At 60.2% G+C, this 9,625-nt stretch carries 8 protein-coding genes; 7 read left to right on the top strand and 1 reads right to left on the bottom strand.

Annotated elements, in window-relative coordinates; translation table 11 throughout:
• Positions 1–2: 2 nt before the first annotated feature.
• From ACESLM_RS15805 to ACESLM_RS15830, 6 genes are all read left to right on the top strand, one after another.
• The gene (locus ACESLM_RS15805) at positions 3–665 is read left to right on the top strand and encodes a precorrin-2 dehydrogenase/sirohydrochlorin ferrochelatase family protein (protein ID WP_372632541.1); all 663 of its coding nucleotides are present in this window, start codon (positions 3–5) and stop codon (positions 663–665) included.
• Positions 665–1,603 (top strand): hydroxymethylbilane synthase, encoded by a 939-nt coding sequence (gene hemC / locus ACESLM_RS15810; RefSeq protein WP_372632542.1) that lies wholly within the window; start codon positions 665–667, stop codon positions 1,601–1,603. Before ACESLM_RS15805 ends, hemC begins: the two co-directional genes overlap by 1 nt.
• 6 nt (positions 1,604–1,609) lie before the next feature.
• Positions 1,610–3,154, top strand: coding sequence for a uroporphyrinogen-III C-methyltransferase (gene cobA, locus ACESLM_RS15815; RefSeq protein ID WP_372632543.1), 1,545 nt, complete (start codon positions 1,610–1,612; stop codon positions 3,152–3,154).
• A gap of 6 nt (positions 3,155–3,160) precedes the next feature.
• Entirely contained in the window at positions 3,161–4,150 is a 990-nt protein-coding gene (gene hemB, locus ACESLM_RS15820) for a porphobilinogen synthase (RefSeq protein WP_372632544.1), read from the top strand.
• A 45-nt stretch (positions 4,151–4,195) separates the two neighbouring features.
• Positions 4,196–5,497: a glutamate-1-semialdehyde 2,1-aminomutase gene (gene hemL, locus ACESLM_RS15825; RefSeq protein ID WP_372632545.1), complete on the top strand. Its 1,302-nt coding sequence runs from the start codon at positions 4,196–4,198 to the stop codon at positions 5,495–5,497.
• A gap of 158 nt (positions 5,498–5,655) precedes the next feature.
• The gene (locus ACESLM_RS15830; RefSeq protein ID WP_372632546.1) at positions 5,656–6,939 is read left to right on the top strand and encodes a LysM peptidoglycan-binding domain-containing protein; all 1,284 of its coding nucleotides are present in this window, start codon (positions 5,656–5,658) and stop codon (positions 6,937–6,939) included.
• 214 nt (positions 6,940–7,153) lie between these two features.
• On the opposite strand, the gene ACESLM_RS15835 is transcribed toward ACESLM_RS15830, so the two are convergent.
• Positions 7,154–7,399 (bottom strand): hypothetical protein, encoded by a 246-nt coding sequence (locus ACESLM_RS15835; protein WP_372632547.1) that lies wholly within the window; start codon positions 7,397–7,399, stop codon positions 7,154–7,156.
• Positions 7,400–8,335: 936 nt separating this feature from the next.
• Between ACESLM_RS15835 and ACESLM_RS15840 the strand changes: the two genes are divergently transcribed.
• The coding region (locus tag ACESLM_RS15840; protein ID WP_372632548.1) for a valine--tRNA ligase at positions 8,336–9,625 on the top strand (1,290 nt) is incomplete at its 3' end.

Here is a 9,625-nt window from a genome sequence, read left to right on the forward strand (position 1 = left end):
CGATGGCGGGCTGGTATCCTGTGCTGCTCAGGCTCGACGGGCGCAAATGCGTCGTGTTCGGAGGCGGAGCGGTCGCGCAGCGTAAAGCGGGGGGACTGCTGGAGGCGAACGCGGACGTCCATATCGTAAGTCCGAAGGTTACGCCGGCGCTGCTCGAATGGTCACAAGTCGGCACGCTTCGCTGGACGGCGAAGGAGGCAGAGGAGCGCGACATGGACGGGGCGATTCTCGTCTTCGCCGCGACGGACCGCCCCGATCTGAATCGCCGGCTGGCCGAGGCGGCGGCCGAGCGGGGAATCCCCGCGAACGTGGCGGACGACGGGGAGAGCGGCGACTTCATCGTGCCGGCCGTGCTGCGCAGAGGCGATCTCATCCTGACGGCGAGCGCTTCCGGAGCCGGACCTGCGCTGCCGGTTCGCATTATCGGAGAGCTTGCCGAAAGATACGGGCAGAACTACAATGAGAACGTCGAGGATTTGAGAACGATTCGCCGCATCGTCAAGGCGCATGTCGCCGATCCGTCGGAACGCCGGGCTCTGCTCGGCGCGGCCGTCACGGGCGAAGCGCTCGCCGAGTGGCGGGCGGCTTCCTGGCTGGACGATGAGGATAAGCTTATCGCGCGGCTGCGGCAACTCGCGAAACGAACGGAAGGGACAGATACTTAATGCGGAACATCATCGTCGGATCCAGGCAGAGCGCTCTAGCGCTGACGCAGACGAACCAAACGATTCAATTGCTCAAGGAACTGTGCGAAAAGGATAACCTGCCGGTTACGTTCGAAGTCAAACCGATCGTCACGAGAGGCGACCGGATTTTGGACGTTACGTTGTCCAAGGTAGGCGGCAAAGGGCTGTTCGTGAAAGAAATCGAAGAAGCGCTGCTGAACGGGCAGATCGACATGGCGATCCACAGCATGAAGGACATGCCGTTCGAGCTGCCGGAAGGTCTGGTCATCGGCGCGATCCCCCGCCGCGAAGATCCGCGGGACTGCATCGTAAGCAGAGGGGGCAAGTCGCTCGCCGAGCTTCCTCAAGGAGCGCGGATCGGGACGAGCAGTCTCCGCCGTTCGGCGCAGCTGCAGGCGTATCGGCCGGACTTTAAGATCGAATCGATTCGCGGCAATATCGATACCCGGCTTCGCAAGCTGGAAGAGGAGGGCTTCGACGCCATTTTGCTTGCGGCCGCGGGGCTGCACCGGATGGGCTGGAAAGATCGGATTACCGAGTACTTGTCCCCCGAAATCTGTCTTCCTGCCGTCGGGCAAGGAGCGCTGGCGATCGAGTGCAGAGGCGGAGACGGCGAACTGCTGGATTTGCTGGGCCGCTTGAACGATCAAGCGACCGCACGGGCCGTCGAGGCCGAGCGGCGGTTGCTCGGATTGCTCAACGGGGGCTGCCAGGTGCCTATCGGGGCTTACGCCCGCCTGGAGACGGACAATGCGGACGGCGATCTGTCGCTGGAAGGGCTGGTCGCTTCGCCGGACGGAAGACGGCTGCTTCGGGAATCCGCTTCGGGCCCCGATCCGCTTCAAGTCGGCTCTCATGCGGCGGAAGCGCTGTTGAGCCGGGGTGCGGGCAGTTTATTGGCGGAAGCGAGGGAATAGACGCGGATGGAAAAAGGAAAAGTGTACTTGGTAGGGGCCGGCCCCGGAGATCCGAAGTTGATCACCGTCCGAGGTCTGGAGGCGCTGAAGCGCGCCGACGTCGTCGTTTTCGACCGGTTGGCGGGTCCTCATCTAATCAATCATGCGAGGTCCGACGCGGAGAGAATTTACGTCGGCAAGCTGCCGGACCGCCATACGATGAAGCAGGAGGAGATCAATCGGCTGTTGGTTGACTTGGCGCTGCAGGGGAAAACGGTCGTCCGGCTGAAGGGCGGGGATCCGACCGTATTCGGGCGCGTCGGCGAAGAAGCCGAGCTGCTCAGGCGAAACGGCATTATCTATGAGATCATACCGGGCATTACTTCGGCCATCGCGGTTCCGGCGTACGCGGGCATTCCCGTTACCCATCGCGATCTCGCCTCTTCCTTTTCCGTCATTACGGGCCATGAGAGCCCGGACAAGCTCGACCATTCGATCTACTGGGATAAAGTGACGAACGCGACGGGAACGCTCGTCTTCCTGATGGGCGTCGCCAAGATCGGATACATCAGCGAACAATTGATCCGGCACGGCAGACCGCGGGAGACGCCGGTAGCGCTCGTGCGATGGGGAACAAGGGCGGAACAGCGCACGGTCGTCGGAACGCTCGGGGACATCGAGGAGAAGGCGAAGGCGGCGAACTTGCAGCCTCCCGCCGTCATCGTCGTCGGCGAGGTGGTCAAGCAGCGCGAGACGCTGGCTTGGGTGGAGAGCAAGCCTTTGTTCGGCCGGCGCGTTCTCGTCACGCGGGCGCGTTCCCAAGCGAGCGAGCTGGTGGCGAGAATCGACGAATTGGGCGGGGAAGCGTACGAATTTCCCGTCATCGAGACGAAGCTGCCGGAGGGCAAGGAAGCCGAGGAATCAATCGGGAACGCGCTCGGTCGCGCGGAGGAATACGATTGGGTGATGCTGACGAGCGTGAACGGCGTCGATTATTTCTTCCGCTGGCTCGACCGGTTCGGCGTCGACGTGCGCCGGTTTCACCGGGCCAAGTTCGCGGCGGTAGGCCCGAAGACGGCCGATGCGCTGGCGCTGCGTGGCATCCGGGCCGATGTGCTCCCCGAGAGCTTTCGCGCCGAGGGATTGCTGGACAGATTGGCCGATCAGGTCGCGGAAGGGCAGATCGCGCTCTTGCCGCGGGGAGACCTGGCGCGGAAGATTTTGCCGGAGGAGCTTAGGGCGAAGGGCGTTCGGACGGTCGAGATCGACGTCTATGACACGGAGCTGTCCGTTCCCCGGGACATCTGGCTGCCGGAGATGCTGGAGAACGGCGAGATCCACACCGTCACGTTCACGAGCTCTTCGACCGTAGTTAATCTGCTCGAGGCGCTTCGCCGCTTGGGCATCGAAGATCCGCGGAAGTCGCTCGCGAGGAGCGAGATCGCCTGCATAGGTCCGGTCACGGCCAAGACGGCCGAAGAGCACGGTCTGAAGGTGTCGATTATGCCGGACGACTATACGATAGAAGGTTTGGTTCAGGCGCTCGTAGAGCGCGGCAGGAAGGGAGATTGAGCTGTTATGGCCTATCCGATTGTTCGAAATCGCAGATTGAGAAATTCGGCCGGACTGCGCAGTCTCGTCAGGGAGACGAGCCTGGAGGCTAACGATTTCATTATGCCGATCTTCATCACGGAAGGAGAAGGCGTGCAGGAGGAGATCTCCTCGATGCCGGGCGTCTATCACTGGTCGCTCGATACGATGGAGCGGGAGCTGGCCGACATCGTCGACTCGGGAGTCCGGTCGGTTATGGTGTTCGGCGTGCCCGCTCACAAGGACGCGCAGGGGACGACCGCTTACGACGATAACGGCATTACTCAGAGAGCGATTCGCAAAATGAAGGCACTGTATCCGGAACTCGTCGTCGCCGCGGACAATTGCCTGTGCCAATACACGGATCACGGGCATTGCGGCGTCGTTCACGAGACGGAATGCGGCGCGGAGATCGACAACGACGAATCGCTGGAGCTGCTGGCGCGTACGGCGGTATCCCAGGCGCGCGCGGGCGCGGACATTATCGCGCCGTCCAACATGATGGACGGCTTCGTCTGGGCGATCCGCAGGGCGCTGGACGAAGCCGGATACGAGAACGTTCCGATCATGTCGTATTCGGTGAAGTACTCGTCCGCCTTCTACGGTCCGTTCCGCGAAGCCGCGCACTCCGCGCCGCAGTTCGGGGACCGCAAGACGTATCAGATGGACCCGGCGAACTCCCGCGAGGCGCTGCGCGAAGCGCAAAGCGACGTCGACGAGGGAGCGGATTTCCTGATGGTCAAGCCGGCGCTTGCCTATTTGGATATCATCCGGATGCTCAGGGACAGATTCGCGCTCCCGATCGTGGCTTACAACGTAAGCGCGGAATATTCGATGGTCAAGGCAGCGGCAAAGCAAGGCTGGATCGACGAGAAAGCGATCGTGCTGGAGACGTTGATGGGCATGAAGCGCGCGGGCGCGGATCTCATCATTACGTATCACGCCAAGGATGCCGCGCGCTGGCTGCGGAGAAATTAAGACGGCTTGGACCTTTTCCAATTCTGATAGTAGGACGTGACGAATATGAGCGAAAAAGAGCGAATTCGCGTCGATTCCCGCTCCAAGGCGGAGTTCGAACGCGCGAAGCGCTTCATTCCGGGCGGGGTGAACAGTCCGGTGCGCGCCTTCAAATCGGTGGGGCTGACCCCGCTTGTCATCGATAAGGGCGCAGGAAGCCGGATTACCGACATCGACGGGCAGACGTATATCGATTACGTGCTGAGCTGGGGGCCGCTGATCGCGGGCCACGCGCATCCGGAAGTCGTCGAAGCGATCAAGCGCACCGCGGAGAAAGGAACGAGCTTCGGCGCGCCGACCGAACTGGAGACGCTGATGGCCGAGCTCGTCTGCGAGCGGGTGCCGTCCGTCGAAGTCGTGCGCATGGTCAACTCCGGTACGGAGGCGACGATGAGCGCTCTGCGGCTGGCGCGCGGCTATACGAAGAGAAGCAAGATCTTGAAGTTCGAAGGCTCGTATCACGGACACGCGGACAGCCTTCTGATCAAGGCGGGGTCCGGCGTAGCGACTCTGGGACTTCCCGACAGCCCGGGCGTGCCGGAGAGCGTGGCTTCCCATACATTGACCGTTCCTTACAACGATATTGAGTCCGTAAAGCTCGCCTTCGAACGATACGGCGAAGATATCGCGGCGGTTATCGTGGAGCCGATCGCGGGCAATATGGGCGTCGTTCCTCCGCTGCCGGGCTTCCTGGCGGGCCTGCGGGAAGTGACCGAACGCTATGGCAGCCTGCTTATTTTCGACGAGGTGATGACTGGCTTCCGGGTGCATCTCAACTGCGCGCAAGGGCTGTACGGAGTGACTCCGGATTTGACCTGCCTGGGCAAAGTCATCGGCGGCGGCCTTCCGGTCGGCGCGTACGGCGGCAAGCGGGAGATCATGGAGCGCATGGCTCCGGTCGGCCCGATCTACCAGGCGGGGACGCTGTCCGGCAATCCTCTGGCGATGGCGGCCGGCTACACGACGCTGAAGTTAATGACAGAGGAAGCGTACCAGCTTCTGGAGCGGCTGTCCGGCCGTCTGCAGGTCGGTCTTGAGCGCAATGCCGAACAGTTCGGGGTTCCGATGACAATCAACCGCGTCGGGTCCATGGTGTGCCCGTTTTTTACGGACAAGCACGTCATCAATTACGACATCGCGAAGACGTCGAATACGGAGCGGTTCCGCACCGTGTTCCGCAGGCTTCTGGACAACGGAGTCAATATCGCTCCTTCTCCTTTCGAAGGCTGGTTCGTCTCCACGGCGCATTCCGAAAGCGACATCGATCTGACGATCGAAGCGCATCGGGCCGCGCTGTCCAACCTTTGATCGCAACTCGATAGATGCGGCTGCAACCTCTGCCCGGACGGCAGAGGTTGTTTGCATTTTCAGTCATGCCCGCCCATCCCCGGCATATAGATAATTAATGAATTGCATAGGTACCGGTCGTATCGGCCGGACGCTAATGCCGAAAGGAGGACTTCGTCGTGACGGACCAGTTGAACGGGTTGCGATTCGACATTTACGAGCGCGTGCATCTGCCTGACGATGTAGCCGCAATCGAAGAGCTGGAAGAAATCGAATTGGTACCTCATATGCAAGCTTTGCCTCAAGACGACCAAGTGCTGTTAAGGGGGCATTTGCTGTTGTCGGGGGTTTACCGGTCTCAGGGCAGCGCGGGCTTGTCCCAGCTTGAGCACTGGATTCCCGTGGAGATCGCCTTGCCGCTTAACCGGATTCAAAGCGTGGAGGAACTGGCGGTGGAGATCGACAACTTCGACGTGGATCTGCTGACGACCCGCTCCCTCAACGTAACGGGCGTGCTCGCGCTGCGGGGACTGCAAATTCAATCCGTCCAGAGCCCGATCTGGCGGAACGACAGCTTCACGGTCGTGCATCAGGCGCAGCCGGAGGACGCTCAGGACGATTCGCAGCTAGAAACGGCGGCGGAGGAAGCTTCGTTCGACTCCGGGATCGCCAGAGAGGCCGAAGCCGCCGAAGAAGTCCCGCTTCTGGGCGGAGAGCTGGTCGAACAGGAACGCGTCGACGAGTGGGGCTTGCAGCAGGAGACGGACGCGGCGCTTGCTTACGAGGCGTCCAAGGAAGCCAAGGAAGCCAAAGAAAGCAGCTGGCTGTCGATGTTCCAGCATCTGGAGGAATCGAGAAGCGATCAGGCCCAAGCCGCGCAGGAGAAAATAGCCGAGGAAGCGCAGGAAGCCGCAGAGCCCGTTCTGTGGGGCGATCTGTCGAAGGAGAGACCGGCAACGGAGCAGCAGGCGGATGCCGACGCCGAGGCTCCGGCGGAGGTTAAGGGCGAAGCCGAGGCGTTCCAGGAGGCCGAGCCCCAGCTTCCGGCGGCCGAAGAGAAGCCGGATGTCCGCGTTGCCTTGGGGGGCAAGCCTTTGGATTCGGTGGCGTCGTCGTCCCAGTCGTCGGGGGTCGGCCTGCTCTCCCAGCTCGGAGAGAAGGGCGCGAAGCGGGAAGCGCTGCTTCGCACCCAGGAGGCGGAACAGGCGGAGCTGGAGGCGCAGGCGGCGAACGCGGCCGCGCAGAACGCCAGCACGGGCGACGAAATCGAGTGGACGCGGCTGTTCCTCAACAGCGGCTCGGAGGCGCAATCGTTCCGCAAGGTCAGAATGTGCATCGTCCAGCGCGAAGAGACGCTCGAAGCGATCGCCAGCCGTTACAACCTTCAGACGCGCGAGCTTCAGCTCTACAACCGCCTGCAGGAGCCTTACTTATCGGAAGGTCAGGTGCTGTACATTCCGTAAGATGAGCGTGCGATCGGAAGCTGTTCCATAAGTAAACACAGCCGTATCGAACGATTATCGATGGTTGGATGTATGGGTGCCAGGTGCATCTATCTCCTTCCGAGTGCTTGGTCCCCCGCAAAGTGACGTGAAGCCTCCATGCTTACTCCGATTACTTTGCGGGGGCCTCAAGAGCGTGATCCTGAAATTTTGACTGGATAGACCGGTAACAGGGTCATTTCAGGACCGTATGAGGCAGTCTCCAGGAGATAGATGCTTTCTTTTTTGCCGATATCCCGTCCACTCCGTTTTTCTGCGCCACAATCTGAATCTGCACGTAGTTCCTTTTCCCTCCTTTTACCGGTATTCCGTCCAATCCGTTTTTCTGCGCCACAATCTGAATCTGCATGTAGTTCCTTTTCCCTCCTTTTGCTGGTATCCCGTCCACTCCGTTTTTCTGCGCCACAATCTGAATCTGCACGTAGTTCCTTTTCCCTCCTTTTGCCGGTATCCCGTCCAATCAGGTTGATCGTACGCTTCCTGCGGATCGGCCATGGCTATCCTCCATTTGTCTTTATCCCGACAGCTTGGGAGTCTGGTTATTTAGCGATAAGCGATCCCGTTTAGTCAGTTGATCATCCTCACGGCTGTGAATCAGCGTTCAGCAGCTTCTAAGGTGTCCCATTGACTTAGTTTGAGACCCGATTTTGAAAAAGAACAGGATCATGGAGTGTGGGAGATTGGCTGCGTTTCGTTCGAAAAGGAGCGGATCACCGGCAAAGGGGTGAAAAAGCGGTAGGACAGGTATGGCGTGAACTGAACGGAAGGGATAGCGGCAAAAAGGATGAAAAAGAGGCGTATTGCCGGGGAGAACTGACGGAAGGGGATATCGATAAAAGGAGTGGAAAGTGGAGCGGAAAGCGAGCCTGCCGAATTGACGCAATAGACTTGTTGAATCCCTGGCGAATAATCGCAGCGGCGTTAGCCCTGCCCCTCCGAAGCGCCTGTATTGACTCTCTAACGGGGGGGAGGTAAAATAAGTTACAATAACGAGGATAGGGAAGAGTAGTCAGATCGTCCGTCAGAGAGCGGGACCGCTGCCATGCAGCGCTGAGAGGTTCCGCGGGAAACGAGCTGCTGCGAGTCGCCCTGGAGTTTCCCGGTTCGAAATTCGGCGCGTTAGCCGGAGGCGAGTAGAACGGGACGGTCGCAACCGTTACTTTGCGTCGAGTGCCGTTACGGTCCGTTTGTCCGGTCCGTACGGAACGAAGGTGGTACCACGGAAGTTGACCTTTCGTCCTTTGCGACGGGAGGTTTTTGTATTTTTTGGCGGCTCGTCGAGGCTGTTGAGATGCTAAGCCGAGGCCGGACCGCAAGCAAACCGCTAATCGATGTTTCTATGGAGGTAGTGCCACACATGTCCGAATCCACGAAAAGCCCGAACGTCGAATTGCCGACGACCTACGACCCGACGAGCGCAGAGCGCAAATGGTACGACCATTGGCTGAAGAGCGGGTATTTTCAAGCCGGACGTCGCCCCGACGCGCCCAAATACACGATAGTCATCCCGCCGCCGAACGTCACCGGCATGCTGCATATCGGGCATGCGCTCGATTTTACGCTGCAGGATATCTTGATTCGCTTTAAGCGGATGCAGGGCTTCGACGCCTTGTGGCTGCCGGGCACCGACCATGCCGGCATCGCAACCCAGACGAAGGTGGAGCAGAAGCTCCGCGAAGAAGGCAAGAGCCGCTACGACCTGGGACGAGAGGCGTTCCTCGAGAAGGTATGGGAGTGGAAAGAACTCTACGCGGGAACGATCCGCGACCAATGGTCGAAAATGGGACTTAGCCTCGATTACTCCCGCGAGCGGTTCACGCTGGACGAAGGCCTGTCGAAGGCCGTGCGCGAAGTGTTCGTGCGACTGTACGACAAAGGTTTGATCTACCGCGGCAAGAGGATCATCAACTGGGATCCGGCGGCGCGCACCGCGCTGTCCGACATCGAGGTCGAATATAAGGAAGTGAACGGGCATCTGTATCACCTCCGTTATCCGCTCTCCGACGGAAGCGGATCGATCACGGTCGCCACGACGCGTCCGGAGACGATGCTCGGGGATACCGCCGTCGCCGTTCATCCGGAAGACGAGCGCTATAAGCACCTGATCGGCCGCACGATTTTGCTGCCGATCGTGAATCGCGAAATTCCGATTATCGGAGACGAATACGTCGACAAGGAGTTCGGCAGCGGCGCGGTCAAGATTACGCCGGCGCACGATCCGAACGACTTCGAGGTCGGCTCAAGGCACGACTTGCCGCAAATTACGGTCATGGACGAAGGCGGCAAGATGAACGAGTTCGCCGGTCCGTATGAAGGCATGGACCGCGCCGAATGCCGCAAGGCGATCGTCAAGGACCTGCAGGAGCAGGGCGTCTGCATCAACATCGAGGACCACGTGCACCAAGTCGGCCACAGCGAGCGCTCCGGCGCTGTCGTCGAGCCGTATTTGTCGACGCAATGGTTCGTCAGCATGAAGCCGCTGGCCGAGAAAGCGATCGCCTCTCAGAAGTCGGGTGAGGGCGTCAACTTCGTGCCTGACAGGTTTGAGAAAATCTACCTGCACTGGATCGAGAACGTGCGCGACTGGTGCATTTCTCGCCAGCTTTGGTGGGGCCACCGTATTCCGGCTTGGTACCACGAGACGACC

Origin of the sequence: Cohnella sp., from assembly GCF_041641335.1 — a bacterium.
Taxonomy (GTDB): Bacteria; Bacillota; Bacilli; order Paenibacillales; family Paenibacillaceae; genus Cohnella.

What these genes read in the sequence shown, in the direction of transcription:
- hemC (WP_372632542.1), top strand. Translation starts at nt 665, where the DNA reads ATGCGGAACATCATCGTCGGATCCAGGCAGAGCGCTCTAGCGCTGACG.
- hemB (WP_372632544.1), top strand. Translation starts at nt 3,161, where the DNA reads ATGGCCTATCCGATTGTTCGAAATCGCAGATTGAGAAATTCGGCCGGA.
- ACESLM_RS15805 (WP_372632541.1), top strand. Translation starts at nt 3, where the DNA reads ATGGCGGGCTGGTATCCTGTGCTGCTCAGGCTCGACGGGCGCAAATGC.
- cobA (WP_372632543.1), top strand. Translation starts at nt 1,610, where the DNA reads ATGGAAAAAGGAAAAGTGTACTTGGTAGGGGCCGGCCCCGGAGATCCG.
- hemL (WP_372632545.1), top strand. Translation starts at nt 4,196, where the DNA reads ATGAGCGAAAAAGAGCGAATTCGCGTCGATTCCCGCTCCAAGGCGGAG.